We start from the raw sequence: 15,738 nt of genomic DNA, 5'->3' as shown, positions 1-15,738 counted from the left end.
GATCAGGACCCGGTGACCGGGACGCTCGACGGCAGCACGGCCGCGAACTCGTCGCGCATCTTGTCACCGCCGCCGGACTTCCAGCGCTTCAGCGCCGCGTCGTACGCGTCGATCTTCTGCCGGCCGGTGACGATGTCCACGATCGTGTCCCGGAACGCCGCGGTCAGCTTCGGACCGACCTTGCTGCTGGTGTCGGAGTACGTGCCCGCGGTCGGGTTCCGCATCGCGAACTTCAGCAGCTGCTGCTCGGTCGCGTAGATCTTCTTGGTGTCGTCGGGGTACGCCGGGTTGAAGATCACGCTCTCCGGCGAGTTCATGATCTGCAGCGCACTGACCAGACCGGGCGCCTGCTGCTGGCCGGCCTTCGTCAGCACCGGGTTCTGCTGCGCGTCGAGCTGGTACTGCTGGCCCTCGACGCCGAAGTTCTTGACCAGGTACTCCTTGGTGCCGAACGGCGCGGACAGGTAGTCCATCAGCGCGAGCAGCTCGCGGATGCGGCCCTCGTCGGTCTTCTTGAACGGCGTGAACCCGACCGTGCCGTAGCCCATGTCGTAGACCGGCTTCGCCTTGCCGTCGTGGCCGAACGGGATCATCGTGTCGACGAACAGCGACGGGTCCAGCGCCCGGAAGTCGGCGGTGGCCCGCGGACCGACCACGACCTGCGCGGCGATCTGGCCGTTCACGGTCTTCGGCGTGGCGTCGGCCAGGTTCAGGTCCGGGTAGAACACCTTCGCGGCCCAGAGCTTGGCGGCGTACTCGACGGCGGCCTTGTAGTTGTCGGTCTCGTACAAGTGGGTCAGCGAGCGGTCCTGGTTGACCCGCCAGCCGTTCGGGGCGCCGAACCACTCGCCGAACATGTGCAGCATGTTGATGATCGCCGGCTCGAGCGCGTAGTTCGTGCCGTTGGTCAGCTCCTTGCACTTGGCGAAGAACTCGTCCGCGGTCGCGCACTGCAGGCCGCCGACCTTCGCCCAGGTCTTCGGATTGCCCATCATCACCTGGCCGAACGGCGTCGACGGGATCGGGGCGCCCCAGATCTTCCCGTTCACCACCGCGGTCCGCCAGGAGGCCGGCTTCAGCGCGGCCAGGTTCGGGTACTCCAGCACGGCGTCCCCGGACAGGTACTTGGTCAGGTCCTGGAACTTCGCCTCGAGCATCGGGCCGATGTTCGGGATGCCCTGGTTCGGGGGCAGCCACATCAAGTCCGGCAGCGAGTCGCTGGCCAGCAGCGTCGCGAACTTCTCCGGGTAGCCCGGGTCGGTGCCGATGGTCAGCCGGAGCTCACCGCCGAGTGCGGAGTTCAGCGCCTGCCACATCGGGTTGCTGCCCATCGGCGGCGGAGGCGTCGCGAACGTCTCGGTCAGCGCGGTGACCGGGCCCTTCAGCGGCGGCGCCTTCACGCTGGCGACCGCGTCCGCCGGGAACTTCAGGAACCCGGGCTCGAGGCCGGACTCGGCGCCCGGGAGCTCCGGGTGCAGCCCCTCGAACGGCTTGTACGTCGGCAGCTTGAGCTCGCCCGACGCCTTCGCACCACCGTTCGACGCACCGCCGTCACCACAGGCCGCGAGCGAAGAGGTGGCAATCGCCGCACCGGTCACCTGCAGGAACCGCCGCCGACTGATCATAGTTGCTCCAAGTTTCGAAGAAGTGCTCACTAACACTCACTTAAACGTTAACCCGGACCGTAAACCTCACCCGCCCCTGGATGCAAGACGTGGGCAGCAAAAGAGCCGGCGGCCGCGGGGACTCGAGAACCCGCGGCCGCCGGCCGTCGCAGAAACCTCAGCGTGTCGTCAGCAGCGCACGACCAGCCCGGTGAGCGCGCTGCAGCTCTTCGTGGCCTTGTCGTTCGTCGCCACCGGGTCGTTCGGCGAACTCGCCGTCCGTTGCGCCGTCGCGGTCAGCGTGCCGGCCGTGAGCATCCCGGTGTTCGCGGTCAGCGTCCGGGTCACGGTCTCACCGCTCGCCAGCGTGGCGAAGTCGCAGTTCGCCGACCGGGTGGTCCCGACCCGCGTGCAGGTGCTCGCGTAATACGCCGTCGCGGCCGGAGCCGTGGCGACCACCCGAGCCCCGGTCGCCGGGTTCGGCCCGTTGTTCTTCACCGTGATCGTGTACGTGATCCGCGCCGTCGTCACCATCCGCACCGAGGCACTCAGCGCGACCGAGATGTCGGCCGCCTTCGGCACGATCGTGATCGTCGGGCCGGACAGGATCTCGTACGCGTAGTTGTCCGCGAAGAGCTGGTTCCGCAGGATGAACGGGTCCAGCTTCGTGTCCTCGCGCACCCGCAGCGTCCACACCACGGTCCGGGTCTCGTGCGCGCCGACGTCACCGAACGACGCCCGGACGTGCGTCCCCTCGGCGGTGAAACAGTTCGCGCCGGTGCAGCTCACCAGCTCGATCCAGTCGGTAAAGGTCTGGTCCTTGGCGTACAGCGCCGCCTTGGCCCCTTCGAGCGTGAAATCGCCCTTGTTGTACACGGTTTGCGTGACCGTGAACGTGTCCCCCGGACTCAATGTGGTCGCACTGACCTCCACCGCGCTGGTCGGCGGATCCTCGGCCGAGGCCGCGAGCGGCGCGGTCAGCGACGCTCCGAGAATCCCCACGATCAGCGCAGCACGAATCAACTTCAAGGCATGCACAACTTGCCCCCCTTGTTCCCCATGATCACCCCAGCTGCCCCCACAGCCCGCCGACGGCGGTGCAAGCAGTATGTAGTCGGCACTGTCCGTGGTCAACCGTTCGGCGACCGTGGCGGGTTCGTCGCGGTTCGTTGCGGCCGGCAAGGTCCTAGAGCGACACGCGGCCCAGGAGTTCCTCGACGCGTTCGGTCCGGCCGGTGCGGCGGTGCCGCTCCCAGTCCTCGCGGGTCAGCGTGTCGCCGACGAGTTCGAGGGCCTCCGCGAGCTCCTCCTCCCGGTACGGATTCGGGATCTCCAGCCGCTCGCCCATCGCCTCCTCGGCGCCGAACAGTTCCGCGGCGCGGACCGGATCGCCGCGGCGGATCAGAAGGTTCATCACGGTGTTCGAGAACGCCATTGTGAGAGTCGGGCTGCCGAGCGCCACCACAGTAGGAACCAGGCCACGGGCCAGCTCGCCGGCCTCGTCGAGACGGCCGGCGAGGGTCAGCAGGTAGGCCAGGTTCTGCCCCACCACGGCGAGCTCGTGCACATCCCCCTGCGACTCGGTGATCCTCAGCGACTCGCGGAGCAGCTCCTCCGCCTGCTCGAAGTTGCCGAGGTCCTCCTCGATCCCGCCCAGGTGATTGAGCACCCGGGCCAACCGCCACTCGTCGTCCAAGGAGCGGAGCCGGGCTACGGCCTCGGTCAGCGTCGCCCGCGCCGCGCGGGTGTCCCCTCGCTGGCCTTGCATCGAGCCGAGCACGGTCATTCCGTACGCGATACCGGCCGGATCGCCGAGACTTCGGGCCATCTCGACGCTGCGGGCTGCCACCTCTTCGGCGTGCTCCGCCTCCCCCTGGATGAGCAAGACGTTGCTCAATCCGCGCAGACAGGCGGCCAGCTCCGGCGAGGACGTCGTACCGGCGGCGGTGACGACCTGCTCGTGCCAGGCGCGGCTCTCGGCCAGGTAGCCGCCAACGATCCAGACCCAGGCCAGGGCCGAACAGAGCCGGAGAGCGGTCCGTACGTCGTGGCCGGTCGCCCAGCTGAGGGCGGTACGGAAGTTGTCGAGGTCGATCTCGGCACGATCGAGCGGCAGGTCGGAGGTGGTCTTCTTGGTGTTCTCGATGATCTCGGCAAGGTCGGCGTAGTAGCCGGCGTGCAGACCGCGGACGCCGGCATCCTCGTCCGTGGCTTGCAGCTCGTCGGCGGCGTACTGGCGGACGGTCTCCAGCATCCGCACCCGGGTCCCGTCCGGTCCGTCGTACACCGTGATCAGGTTGGCGTCGTGCAGCTCGGCGACGGCGTCGAGCAAATCGATGCCGGTAGCAACTTTCTCGACCGCGGTCAGGTCGGCGCCGCCGGAGAACACGGCCAGCCGACGGAACGTCCGGCGGTGCTCCGGCCCGAGCAGCTGGTACGACCAGGCGATCGTCTCGCGCAACGTCCGCTGCCGTTGCGGCGTCGCCGCACTCGTGGACGCCAGGTCGAGCAACTGGTCGACCCGTGCGAGCAGCTCCTTGACGCTGAGCAGCCGGATCCGCGGTGCGCAGAGCTCGATCGCCAGCGGCAGGCCGTCGAGCCGGCGGCAGATCGCGACCACGTCGGCGGTGTTCCCGGCGGTCAGCGTGAACGCGGGCCGAACGGCCTGCGCGCGTTGCACGAACAGCTGCACGGCGGCCGAGTCCGCGCCGTCCGCGATCGGCAGCGGCAGCACCGGATGCTGGTGCTCGCCGGTGAGTCCGAGCGCTCGTCGTGAGGTGGCGATCAGTTGCACGTGCGGCGCGCCCTCGATGATCTCGGCGACGACCTTGCCGGCGTCCGGCAACTGCTCGAGGTTGTCGAGGACGAGCAACAGGGTTCGCTGGGCCAGGTACGCAACGACCCGGCCGCGGTCGCGCGGCGGGATGTCGAGGACCTCGGCGATCGTCGTCCACAGCACGGGTGCGGACGTGACGGCCGCGAGCGGGACGAAGTACACACCCCCCGGGAACCTGGTGGTCAGCTCCGCGGCCGCGCCGATCGCCAGCCGGGTCTTGCCCGCTCCGCCCGGTCCGGTCAGCGTGACGAGCCGTACGTCGGGCCGACCGAGCAGCTCGCCGATGCGTTCGAGATCCGGTGCGCGCCCGAGCAGCGGGGTCGCCGGCGACGGCAGGCTCGTCGACGTACCGAGGGTGCGCGGCGGCGGGAACTCGGGCTGCAGACCGTCGACCGTGACCTGGAACAGGTGCTCGGGCTCCGGGATGTCCTTCAGGTGATGGGTGCCGAGATCGCGCAGCGTGACACCGTCGGGCAGTTGGGTCAGCTGACCGGTGACCGCCGACACCACGATCTGCCCGCCGTGGGCGGCCGCCCCGATCCGCGCGGCGAGATGGACGTCCATCCCCCAGTAGTCACCGTCGTACACGCCCGGCGTACCGGTGTGGATGCCCATCCGCACCCGCAGGCTCTCGTTGCCCGGCCACACATGCCCGGCGAGCTGTCGCTGCCCGTCGGCCGCGGCCCGGACCGCGTCCCCGGCGGTTCCGAACACGACGAAGAAGCTGTCGCCCTCGGTCCCGATCTCGGTTCCGCCGTACGCCGTCCACACGGCGCGGAGGATCCGCCGGTGATCCTCCAGCGCGTCCAGGTACCGGTCGCCCAGCCGGCGCAGCAGCAGCGTCGACCCTTCGATGTCCGAGAACAGCATGGCCACCATGCCCCCACCCATGCCGCCAGTCTCGGGTGCGCACGGGCGATGCGCCAGGGTCAACCGATGCCGGTGGTGCTCTCGCGGACGACGAGACTGAAGGGCGCCTGCAGGCGGACGGGGTCGGCACCGGGGCGCTGGTCCTTCAGCGCCTGCAACGCCAGCCGCGCGATCGCGACCCGGTCGGGCGCGACGGTGGTCAGAGTCGGGAGGGTCGCGAGGTCGTACGGGATGTCGTCGAATCCGACCACGGCGACGTCCTGCGGCACCCGCAGACCGCGGAGGACGAGGGCCCGGATCGCGCCCATCGCCAGCCAGTCGGTGGCCGCGAAGACCGCGTCCGGCGGCGCGTGTCCCGCGTCGAGCCACTCGCCGAGGGTGCGCTCGGCATCCTGGCCGCGCAGGCCTCCGGTCGGCAGCACGATGTCCTCGTCGACCGGCAGGCCGGCGGCGGTCAGCCCGTCGCGGTAGCCGTTGATCCGCTCGTCGTCCATGCGCGGCCCCGGGGCGAGTGCCATCACCTGCCGGCGGCCGAGCTCGAGCAGATGCTCGGTCGCCACCTTGCCGGCCTCGCGGTTGTCGATGCCGACGTGATCCGCGTGGTGCCCGACGCCGGCCTTCTCGCCCAGCAGCACCAGCGGCAACGCCGGATCGCGGCCCTGCACGTCCTCCGCGGTCAGCCCGAGCGGGCTCATCACGATCCCGTCGAGGCGAGCCGGGTGCCGCTCGGTGAGCAGGGCGAGCTCGGCCTCGCGGCGGCCGCCGGTCTGGTGGAACTGGACGATCCAGCCGAACGACTCCGCCTCGTCGAGCATCCGGGCCGCGAGCGAGGCGAAGTACGGACGGTCGAGCTGCGGTACGGCGAGCGCGATCACGCCGCTGCGGCCCTGGGCCAGGTTGCGGGCCGCGATGTTCGGCCGGTACCCGAGCTTGTCGATCGCCGCCAGCACCCGTTGCCGGGTCTCCTCGCGGACGTGCTCGGCGCCGTTGACGACGTTCGACACCGTCTTCATCGACACACCGGCCGCCTCGGCGACGTCGGTCAGGCGCGGCCTCATAGCTGGCAGGATCTCATTTGAGGCCGGTGTGGGCCATTCCGGCCAGGATCCGCCGCTGGAAGATCACGAACACCACGACCACCGGCACCAGCGTGACGACGCTCATCGCGAACAGCGCTCCCCATTCCGAGCTGCCGGTGGCGTCCAGGAACCCGCGCAACGCGACCGGCACCGTCAGCCGGGTCCTGGTCGACAGGTAGATCAACTGGCTGAAGAAGTTGTTCCAGGTCCAGATGAAGGAGAAGATCGCCGTCGTCACCAGCGCCGGCGACAGCAGCGGCAGGATGATCCGCCGGTAGATCCCCCACGCACCGCAGCCGTCGATCCGCGCGGCGTCGTCCAGCTCGACCGGGATCGAGCGGATGAACTGCACCATCAGGAACACGAAGAACGCGTCGGTGGCCAGGAAACTCGGCACGATCATCGGCCAGAACGTGTCGATCCAGTTCAGGTTCCGGAAAATCGAGTACTGCGCGATCAGCGTGACGTGACCGGGCAGCATGATCGTCGCCAGCATCAACCCGAACAACGATTTCCGGCCCACGAACCGGAGCCGCGCGAACGCGTACGCGGTCAGCGAGCAGGTCAGCACGTTGCCGATCACGACCGCCGCGCAGATGATCAGCGAGTTCATCAGGTAGATGCCGAAACTGGAACCGGTCGACGACCAGCCGAGCGCGTAGTTCCCCAGCGTCGGGCGCTCGGGAATCAGCCCGGGGTGGTCGAAGATCTCGGTGTTCGGCCGCAGCGAGGCGCTGATCATCCAGAGCAGCGGGTAGAGCATCACCAGCGCCCCAGCCGCCAGCCCGGTGTGGGCCAGGACGCGTTTCATCGGCGTACCCCTTCGTCTCCGTAGAACACCCAGGTGCGGCCCAGGACGAAGTTCAGTCCGGTGAAGACCGCGATGATCAGCAGCAGCACCCAGGCCATCGCGGCGGCGTACCCCATCCGGAAGTTTCCGAACGCCTGCTGGTAGAGGTACAGCGTGTAGAACAGCGTCGAGTCCGACGGGCCGCCCTTGCCGCCGCTGATCACGAACGCAGGCGTGAACGCCTGGAACGCGCCGATGATCTGCAGCACCAGGTTGAAGAACACCACCGGCGACAGCAGCGGCAGCGTCACCCGCCAGAATCGTTGCCATCGGCCCGCACCGTCGACCTCGGCGGCCTCGAGCACCTCGTCGGGGATCTGCCGCAGACCCGCGAGGAAGATCACCATCGGGGCGCCGAACTGCCAGACCCGTAGCACGATCAGGGTCCACAACGCCGTACCGGGCTCGGAGATCCAGCCGCGGCCGTGGATCCCGAAGACGCCGAGGACGTCGTTGAGCAGGCCGTCGCTGCCGAAGATCTGCTGCCACAGCAGAGCGATCGCGACGCTGCCCCCGAGCAGGCTCGGCACGTAGTACAGCGCTCGGTAGACGGCCAGGCCCTTGAGCCCTCGGTTGAGGAGCACGGCGACCGCGAGCGCGAACGCCATCTCGAGCGGGACCGAGACGCCGACGTAGATGAAGGTGACCTTGAGCGACTGCAGGTACCGCGAGTCCTGGAACAGGGTCGTGTAGTTGTGCAGCCCGGTCCACTCGGGGGTGTTGAGCAGCGCGTAGTCGGTGAACGAGTAGTAGAGCGACAGCAGCATCGGGCCGATCGTCAGGCCGAGCAGCCCGATCAGCCAGGGCAGCAGGAACAGGTACGCCGGAACGCTCTGCCGGAGCCGGGCGATCACTGCCCGAGGGTCTTTCCGGCCAGGTCGACGAACTCCTGCGCGCCGGCCGCCGGCGTGGTCTTTCCGAAACCGATGTTTTCCGCGATCCGCCCGAACCCGGTCAGCAGTTCGCCGTACCCCTTGGGCCACGGCTTCGGCGACGGGCCGACCTTGCTCTCCAGCCCCTCGACGTACGTGATCGCCCGGGCACCGGCCGATCCGGCGTCCGCGGACACCAGGTCACGCGCCTTCTTCGACGGCGGGACGCCGAGCAGGATGCCGATCGCCTTGATCGCCTTCTCGTCGTTGAGCAGGAACCCGATCAGTTTCGCGGCGTCCTCGGGGTGCTTGCTCGCGGCCGAGACGCACCACAGGTCGAGGCCCTTGACGAACTGGCCGGACAGGTCGCCGGCCTTGCCCTGCGGGACCGGGAGCACGCTCAGCGGGCCCTTCACCAGCGGCTGGTAGAAGGTGACCTGCTGGACCCAGCCGAACTGCAGCGGTGCCTTGCCCTTGGCCACCAGCGACTTCTCGATCGCTGTCGTCTCCGCGCTGATGTTCTGCGGCGGGGCCGCCTTCGCGTCCCGCAGCCCGGCCCAGTACTGGAACCACTCCTGGACCGTGTCCTTGCTGGTGGCAAGCTTTCCGCCGGTGTCGGAAAACAGTTCCGTGCCGTGCTGGCGCGCGTACACCTCGAACAGCTGGAAGTTTCCGGCCTGGTCAGTGGAGCCGTAGGAGCCCTGGACCGATCCGCTGTAGTCACGGGCGAACTCGGCGAAGGCGTCCCAGGTCCAGCCCTGGGCCGGGACCGTGCCGCCGGCGCGCTTGACCGCGGCCTCGTCGACATACATCGCGTAACTGATCGAGCTCTGCCCGATACCGAAGTTCTTGCCGTCGACGACACCGCTGCTCGCGACGTCCTTGTCGAGCGCCGTCGTGTCGATCCCCAGCGACCCGAGGTCCTTCAGCGCGCTGCGGCCCGCGTAGTCGCTGAAGTAGCTCATCGACATCCGCAGGACGTCGGGTGCGTTGTTGCCGGACGTCTGCGTGGCGAGCTTGTCCCAGTAGTCGTCGAACGGAGCGCTCTCCGCGGCGTACTCCGCACCGCCGCTCGACTTCCAGGCCTCGAGGGCCTTGTTCAGGGCCTTGGTGACCGGGTCGGGGCCGTACCAGGACACGCGCATCGGGCCGGATTTCCCCGAGCAGCCGGGGAGCGTGATCGCGGCGGCGGTGGCGGCGCCGAGGCTCAGCAGGGTGCGGCGGCTAAACGTGTTCATCGTGGATCTCCTTGGGCGCCCAGCGCCAGTTGTGGGGCAGGCGGAGCGAGGTGTAGTTGCCGTTCGGGAGGTCGTCGGTCAGCCGTGCCTGCCAGCGGGCGAGCTGGTGCAGGAGGCCGGCGCGGACGGCCAGGTGTGCGTCGTCGTCGAAGAGGTTGGTGAGCTCGGCCGGGTCGGTGTCCAGGTCGTAGAGCTCACCCTCGAGATCGGCGTGCACGATGAGCTTCCAGTGGCCGCTGCGGATCATCCGGGCGGCACCGGACTGGGTGACGGTGTTGAGTTCGTCGAACGTCGGGCCGTCGTAGGAGAAGTGCAGCGGCGGGCGGGCAGTCACGTCGTACGCGCGGCCGCCGAAGCCCTGCTCGGCGACGATGCTCCGGAATTCCGTTTCCGGCGCCGCCTCGCCGTGCGCGAGCGGGAGCAGGCTGCGGCCCTGGACGCCGTCGGGGATGGGTTGGCCGACGGCCTCGCAGACGGTGGGGAGGACGTCGACGATCGACACCGGTTCGTCGCGTCGCTGTACCTCGACGCCGTCGCCGGTGACGATCAGCGGGATCCGCATCAGGAACTCCGACAGGCCGGCGCCCTTGCGCTGCAGTCCGTACTCGCCGACGTAGTCGCCGTGGTCGGCGAGCACGATCGTCAGGCGCGGCCGGTTCCGTCGGGCGAGCCCTTCGTGCAGGCGGCGGATCTGGTCGTCGAGCAGGCGGAGCATGCCGAGGTAGTTCGCGGTGTAGCGACGCCAGTTGTCGTCGTACCCGGGTCGTTTGTCTTCCTGGAGTCTGCGCAGCCAGGCGTAGCTGCCGCCCTTGATCTCGGTTGCCTCCGGCCCCGTCGTGCGGTCCGGGACGTCCTCGGGTTTCACCAGGTCGAAGTACGGTCGCGGGACCTGGTACGGGTTGTGGGGCTCGGGGTAGGAGACCCAGAACAGGCCCGGCCGGTCCGGGTCCGCGTCGTGCACCGCTTGCAGCGCGTCGGTGGTGATCCGGTACGGCAGCTGCGTTTCCAGGGCGTGCGGTGTCGGCTCGTCGGCGACCCCGTGGTCGAGGCGCTCGAGCCAGTCGTCGAAAGCGTGTTCCGCCGCGTTCCGTTCCGGTCCTTGGGTGTGGAAGTACGGTCCGGCGAAGGTGTCGAAGTCCTGCGCGCCGCGGGGCATGTGCGGTTTGCCCGCGAAGTGCAGCTGGTAGTCCGCGGCCCGCAGGACGTCGAGCAGGTCCTGGTCGTAGCGGGCGTACTGCGCGTTGCTGTTCTGCCGCACCTGGTGGACGCTCGGGAACCGCCCGGTGAGCAGGCTGGTCCGCGCCGGAACACAGGCCGGCGCGGCCGTGTACGCGTTCCGGAAATCCGTTCCGCGCTCCGCCAGGCCGTCGACGAACGGCATCGTTTCCACCGGATACCCGCTGCGCCGCGTCAGCCCCACCCGCTGCTGGTCGGTCATCACGATGACGATGTCGGGACGCATCGGCCTGCTTTCTCTCGACGATTTACAGCGCTGTAGTACAGCGCTGTAAACCATGCAGCAGACAGCCACATCACGTCAAGAGGTGACCTCGGAACCCGGTAGCCTCGCGGTCGTGATCTACGAGCCGATGAGCCGCCGCATGGTCATTGTCTTCGCGTCGATCGGCGTCGCACTGGCCGTCGCCGGACTTGTCGCCCGGCCGGCGAACATCACGGTCGCTGTCGTGCTCTTCCTGGCGTCCGTCGCCGTCCTCGGCCTCGCGGGCTACGGCGTGCTCGACCGGCTGATCGACGGTCGCAAGCGGTCGCGCCGGGCCGCCTGACTAGTTGAGGTTCTCGGCGAGCCGGCGAACGCCGCGCTCCGGGCTGGTGAGGATCGGCACGGCGAGCTCGAGGCCTTCGGCCGCCGACGCCATCGACGCTTGCGCGAGGACGACCACATCGCCGTTCGCCGCCTTGATCGCTTCTGACACCAACTCGTCGTGCCGGGCCCGATCACCCGCGACAGCAGCCTCGAACGCGCCGACCACGACGACCTCGTCGATCTGCACCTCGCGCCCCTGAACCTCGGCGCGCTCCCGGAGCAGCGCGGCCGTCGGCTGCACCGTGGTGGGCAGCGTCGCGATGACGCTGACGCGATCACCCGCGCGCACCGCCTCGTCGGCCATCGCCTCGTCGACGCGATACACCGGTACGCCGAGACGCTCGGCGAGCGGCGCCGCGTACTGCGAGATCGACGAACACGTGAACATCACCGCTTCGGCTCCGGCCGCGACGGCGGCGTCACCCAAGTCCGCCAGGCGCTGCGCCACCTGCTCGGAGGCAACACCGCGGCCCAGGTCGGCCACGATCTTGTCGTCGAGCAGGTTCTGCACCTCGACCCCCGGCAGGTGCTCGGCGGCAAGCGTCGCGAACGTCGGGATGACGACAGCCCCGGTGTGCAGGAAGGCGATGCGCGCCACGACTGCTCCTCACGTTTCACTGCCTGATCACGCTGTCCGGACGGCAGTTGTCGCAGCGCCGCGGTGATCAGATTGACACGTTTCAAGGTATGCGGCAACCGCGCAGGCGTGTCGCACAGGCGTGGTTTCAGGAGGTCAGGCGGAGGTAGTCGAGGTTGAAGCCGCCGGTCTCGCAGTACACCGTGATCTGTTGGTCTCCGGCGGGGAGAGCGATCTGTGTGCCGATCGACTGGTAGTTGCCCCAACCTCCTGTGTCGGGGACGGTGACCTTGGCGAGCACGGTGCCGTTGGCGTCGCGGATCGAGATCGCGTCCTGGGCCGGCGCGCCGGTGCCGTTCGCGACCCGGAGTTCGAGGTTGTAGGTGCCTTGGGCCACGTCGACGCGGTACTCGAGCCAGTTCCCCGCCGCGGTCCAGCCGACGTTCTTGCCGCCGCTCGCCGCCGGGTTGCTCTCGATGAAGTTCGCGCCGCCGTCCGTCCAGCCGTGCTGGGCGACGTACGACTCCGCCTCGACCTTCGCCCCGACCGGCGCGCCGTGCGGCCGGATCGTCACGTGCACCGTGACCTCGTCGTGCGCCGCGCCGTCGGTGACGCGGAACTTGAGGTCCTGCTCCCCGGCGACGGTCGGTTGCAGGCTGACCGTCCCGGTGCTCGCATCGAGGGTTACGCCGGCCGGCAGCTCCGTCGCGTAGTACGCGAGGCGGTCCTGGTCGCCGTCGGTCGCCCGCAACTGGAACTGGGTGGTCTGGAACTGGTCGGCAACTACGTCCGGAACCGCGCCGAATTGCGGCGCGTGGTTGTGCCGTGCCGACGGCACGTCGCCGTGCCAGCGGTACGTCGCGTAGGCGTTGGCCGGAACCGTCACGACGAACGACTTGTCAGCGAGTGAGACGCGGACCTTGCTCGGCGTGGCGTTGGCGTTTCCAACGATCGCGACGAAGTTGTCACCGCGGTCCTTGAACACCACGTTGCTGATCCCGTTCGCCGGAGCGCTCGACTCGACGCGGGTGTGCTCCGGCCCGAGGTACTTCGCGAACTGTCCCATCGCGAAGAGCTCGGACCGCACCGAAAACGTTTTCGTCGTCGTGTCGACCTTCACGAGCCGGTTCGGCCACTTCGTCGTCCGGCCGACCTCGTCCCAGTCGATGTCGTTGTCCCGGGCCGGCGTCCAGTGCAGGGTGCCGCCGTCCTGGTCGGTGGTCTGCGCCCACAGGACGTACGACGACGCGTCGAGCCGGAAATAGTTCAGGATCGTGGCCGGGTTGAGGTCGCTGGTTTCCGTCATGTGCACGGGTTTTCCGAACTCCTCGTAGGCGTCCCGCAGCACCGCCGGGTCGCCCCAGTACGGGTGGAACGCAATCGCGTCCGCCGCTTTCCTGGTGGCCGGGTCGTTGAAGATCCGGTAGTAGTTCTTCGTTTCCGTGCTGTTCGGGTCGCGCCAGTCCCAGAAGTTGAAGTCGTGCACGTACAGCTCGGTCCGCAGCCCGGCCCGCCGTACCTCACGCTTGATCGCGACGGCGAGTTTCTGCTGCTGCTCGACGCTGATGTCCATCGCCGGGTAGACCACGTCGATCCCCGGTTCGTTGAGCAGCGTCAGCGCGTCGACGGTGATGCCGTACTTCGCATACGCCTGCAGGTACTTCACGTAGTACCTGGCGAACACGTCGATGCGGTCGTCGCGGAGCTTGCCGACCTGGTAGTACGACGTCGTACTGCCGGGCTTGAGCGCGACCTCGCCGGTGAACCGGTTGTTGGTCTTCATCCAGGCCGGCGCGCTCCACGCGGACGCGAAGAACGTGGCGCGCGGGTTGTACTTCTGGATCAGCTTCACGGTGTCGACGATGTGCGCGTCGACGTCCCGCTTGATCGAGAAGTACTTCAGGTCCGGGTCCTCGGTGACGCCGGCCGGCAGTTCGTCGTACGACCAGAACGGCAGGTGCTCGATCAGGTCCGGGCTCCCGATCGTCAACCGGAACCGGTCGAACCCGGCGCCGGTCCGCGGATCCACCAGCAGCCGGACCGCCCGCTCACGCTCCTGCGGCGTCAGCTTCCACAGGTTCGACACGCTCGTCTCGTCGAGCGAGAACCCGACGCCGGTGTACTTCTGCCGGCTGATGCTCGGATCGACGACCACCGTGGCATCCGCTGCCCCGGTGTCGTTCCCGACGTACGCCGGAGGCAGCGCCTGCCACGCGTGCTCCGGGCCGCTCGAGTACGTCCCGCTGACCACCGGCCCGCGCTGCGCCACGGCCGAACCGCCGCCGCCCGCGATCCCCGCCGCCACCACCGCTACCGACACCGCGAGCCCAAGAGTCCGCCTCACAAACCCTCCAACGTCGACCGGAAAGCCCTTTCAAGCAGGCCGACTCTAGGTTCGGAAACGCCCCCGCCAACACCCCCTGCCGGTTCCGGAACTAGTTCCGGAACTTTCCGTCAGCGTTCCGGCGCGACAGACCAGGCCATCCCCTGCCCTGACCGCAGGCGATGCAGGCTGTAGTCATGCCCGCCGCGCAACTCCAGGTCCAGTGCGATGGCCTGGTCGAACGAGACATCGGCCGACAGCGTGGCACCGACGCCGAAGGCTTCGGCGCCGAGTTCCACCCGGCCGGACGAGGTCCTCGCGTACGTCGCCCCGTAGGTCGCGATCGCCCCGGTCGTGTCACCGGCCAGCGGATACTCACAGATCACCTCGCCCGCGGGCTCCTGGACGCCCGGCCTCAGCAAGGTCAGCCCAGGTTGCTTGGCAGGCGTCGCGTCGGACGCGACCACCTGGCGGGTCGTCGTGACGACGCGTTCGCCGACCATGACGCGCACGGTCGCGACTGTCACGGTCACCGGCAGGAACACCTGCTTGCTGTCCCCCGCCGACGCCTGGAACTTCCACGTCGACGTGACCCGGAAACTCGACGAGCCGCCCAGCCCGCTGCCGAACAGGGTGACGTTCCAGGCGAGTGCGCGGCCGGCCATCACGTCCTGCGAGAAGGTGGCACTGCACCCGGCCGGCTCCGGAGCCGCGAGCACGAAGAGCGGAACCCGGACCTCGTGTTCGGTCACGTCGCTGTAGCCGAACCGACGCCCGGCCAGGCGATCGAAGAACCGCTGCTTCACCGTCCGCCGTTTGCCGCACGGCGATTCCCAGGCGTCGGCCGGCTCGTCGTAGTTGTCATCGTCGTCCCAGAGCTCCTGCTCCAGCACGTAGGTGATCTCGGCCAACTGCGCCTGGGTCTGCTGACGTTCGCGCAAAATGGCCTTGATCTGCGAGGTCGACAATTCGAGCGTCGCGAGATCGGCTTCGAGAACGGCGGCGTCCTCGAGGCCGGCCTCGAGCCAGTTCCGACGCTCTCCGACTCTGACCTGACCGGTCAACGGCTCGGCCCCGGCGTACAACTCGTCCTCGGCCATCGGCTCCCCTCGTGCCAGCAATCTTTCGAGCGCATTCTGTCAGCAGGGCCGGAAACCGGCGTTCCGCGCGACACTTGAGCAGTACTCGACGAGAGGACGTGTGATGGACGCCGACGCGAAGTTGAGGGTCAAGGACGCTCTGCTGGCGCATCTCGAGGCGCAGCAGCGGGCGACGGGGACGGCGGTGGGGCGCGAGGACTCGGCCGCGCGGCTCGACCCCGACTCGTCGTTCTCGGTCGACGACCAGTCACAGGCGGCCGCGGCCGGCGATCTCGGCGTCCTGTACGAGCAGGTCGAGGAGCGCCAGCACAGCACCGTGACCAACGCGGAAACCATCGACTTCGCGCCCACCAGCGAGATCCGGCCGGGCGCGATCGTCGTCCTCGACGGCGATCACTACGTCGTCGGCGTGGTCAGCTCCCCGTTCGACTGTGACGGCGTCACGTACGAAGGCATGACCACCGGCGCGCCGCTCTACGCCGCGATCAAGGACCTGCACGCGGGCGGCACCTTCACGTTCGCGGGGACGGAGCACCGCGTCGACTCGGTGGCCTAAAGTCGGCG

Annotated in this window: 13 protein-coding genes; 2 read left to right on the top strand and 11 right to left on the bottom strand. The window is 68.7% G+C overall.

Annotated features, from left to right (window positions below; all coding sequences use genetic code 11):
- Positions 1–2: 2 nt before the first annotated feature.
- The 8 genes from ACWEOO_RS01290 to ACWEOO_RS01255 all read right to left on the bottom strand — a co-directional run bounded on the left by ACWEOO_RS01290 (position 3) and on the right by ACWEOO_RS01255 (position 10,811).
- The gene (locus ACWEOO_RS01290) at positions 3–1,625 is read right to left on the bottom strand and encodes a sugar ABC transporter substrate-binding protein (protein ID WP_452141232.1); all 1,623 of its coding nucleotides are present in this window, start codon (positions 1,623–1,625) and stop codon (positions 3–5) included.
- 168 nt (positions 1,626–1,793) lie between these two features.
- Positions 1,794–2,633, bottom strand: coding sequence for a hypothetical protein (locus ACWEOO_RS01285; RefSeq protein ID WP_452141231.1), 840 nt, complete (start codon positions 2,631–2,633; stop codon positions 1,794–1,796).
- Positions 2,634–2,790: 157 nt separating this feature from the next.
- Positions 2,791–5,331 carry an ATP-binding protein gene (locus ACWEOO_RS01280; protein ID WP_452141230.1) on the bottom strand — a complete coding sequence of 847 codons (2,541 nt, stop codon included), beginning with the start codon at positions 5,329–5,331 and terminating at the stop codon, positions 2,791–2,793.
- 38 nt (positions 5,332–5,369) lie between these two features.
- Positions 5,370–6,368: a LacI family DNA-binding transcriptional regulator gene (locus ACWEOO_RS01275; RefSeq protein ID WP_452141229.1), complete on the bottom strand. Its 999-nt coding sequence runs from the start codon at positions 6,366–6,368 to the stop codon at positions 5,370–5,372.
- A gap of 13 nt (positions 6,369–6,381) precedes the next feature.
- Positions 6,382–7,200, bottom strand: coding sequence for a carbohydrate ABC transporter permease (locus ACWEOO_RS01270; protein WP_452141228.1), 819 nt, complete (start codon positions 7,198–7,200; stop codon positions 6,382–6,384).
- Positions 7,197–8,093 carry a carbohydrate ABC transporter permease gene (locus ACWEOO_RS01265; protein WP_452141227.1) on the bottom strand — a complete coding sequence of 299 codons (897 nt, stop codon included), beginning with the start codon at positions 8,091–8,093 and terminating at the stop codon, positions 7,197–7,199. The genes ACWEOO_RS01270 and ACWEOO_RS01265 overlap by 4 nt, the downstream gene beginning before the upstream one ends.
- Positions 8,090–9,349: an ABC transporter substrate-binding protein gene (locus ACWEOO_RS01260; RefSeq protein ID WP_452141226.1), complete on the bottom strand. Its 1,260-nt coding sequence runs from the start codon at positions 9,347–9,349 to the stop codon at positions 8,090–8,092. Before ACWEOO_RS01260 ends, ACWEOO_RS01265 begins: the two co-directional genes overlap by 4 nt.
- Entirely contained in the window at positions 9,336–10,811 is a 1,476-nt protein-coding gene (locus tag ACWEOO_RS01255) for a sulfatase-like hydrolase/transferase (RefSeq protein ID WP_452141225.1), read from the bottom strand. Before ACWEOO_RS01255 ends, ACWEOO_RS01260 begins: the two co-directional genes overlap by 14 nt.
- Positions 10,812–10,923: 112 nt before the next feature.
- Between ACWEOO_RS01255 and ACWEOO_RS01250 the strand changes: the two genes are divergently transcribed.
- A complete protein-coding gene (locus ACWEOO_RS01250; RefSeq protein WP_452141224.1) occupies positions 10,924–11,133 on the top strand; it encodes a hypothetical protein in 210 nt (69 codons plus the stop codon).
- Here ACWEOO_RS01250 and ACWEOO_RS01245 read toward each other — a convergent pair whose 3' ends face one another.
- The 3 genes from ACWEOO_RS01245 to ACWEOO_RS01235 all read right to left on the bottom strand — a co-directional run bounded on the left by ACWEOO_RS01245 (position 11,134) and on the right by ACWEOO_RS01235 (position 15,174).
- A complete protein-coding gene (locus ACWEOO_RS01245; protein WP_452141223.1) occupies positions 11,134–11,772 on the bottom strand; it encodes an aspartate/glutamate racemase family protein in 639 nt (212 codons plus the stop codon).
- A 127-nt stretch (positions 11,773–11,899) separates the two neighbouring features.
- Positions 11,900–14,095: a carbohydrate-binding protein gene (locus ACWEOO_RS01240; protein WP_452141222.1), complete on the bottom strand. Its 2,196-nt coding sequence runs from the start codon at positions 14,093–14,095 to the stop codon at positions 11,900–11,902.
- A gap of 110 nt (positions 14,096–14,205) precedes the next feature.
- Positions 14,206–15,174, bottom strand: coding sequence for a hypothetical protein (locus tag ACWEOO_RS01235; protein ID WP_452141221.1), 969 nt, complete (start codon positions 15,172–15,174; stop codon positions 14,206–14,208).
- 103 nt (positions 15,175–15,277) lie between these two features.
- Here ACWEOO_RS01235 and ACWEOO_RS01230 point away from each other — a divergent pair, with 103 nt between their 5' ends.
- A complete protein-coding gene (locus ACWEOO_RS01230) occupies positions 15,278–15,730 on the top strand; it encodes a hypothetical protein (RefSeq protein ID WP_359938300.1) in 453 nt (150 codons plus the stop codon).
- The last annotated feature ends 8 nt before the right edge of the window (positions 15,731–15,738 follow it).

It is taken from the genome of Kribbella sp. NPDC004138, assembly GCF_053603655.1.
Note: the sequence above shows the minus strand (reverse complement) of the source record. Positions and strands in the feature narration are given on the sequence as shown.